Annotated in this window: 1 protein-coding gene; it reads right to left on the bottom strand. The window is 51.1% G+C overall.

All coding sequences use genetic code 11. The annotated features are described in order from the left end of the window. Positions 1-231: hypothetical protein (locus ACY2RR_RS24855; protein ID WP_490110876.1), on the bottom strand; the 231-nt coding region annotated here is incomplete at both ends.

Below are 231 nucleotides of genomic sequence, written 5' to 3'. Positions count from 1 at the left end.
TGATGGAGAACAGACCGCCGGAGCCCTTCTGCTGCTTCTCCATGTTGGTGTAGTAAGGCTTGGTGATAGCGAAGCCAAAGTCACCAACAACATCCATGAACAGAGCGAATTCTTTTTCCAGAGAAGACTTCTTCTTCTCGTCTTTCTCATCAGCCAGGCGTTCCATAACAGCCTGTTCGATCAGACGGGAAACGTTAGCCGCTTCGCCCTGCTGGTCTACCAGAGTGCGAA

The sequence above is a fragment of the Parendozoicomonas sp. 2304DJ65-17 genome (genome assembly GCF_058148445.1).
Note: the sequence above shows the minus strand (reverse complement) of the source record. Positions and strands in the feature narration are given on the sequence as shown.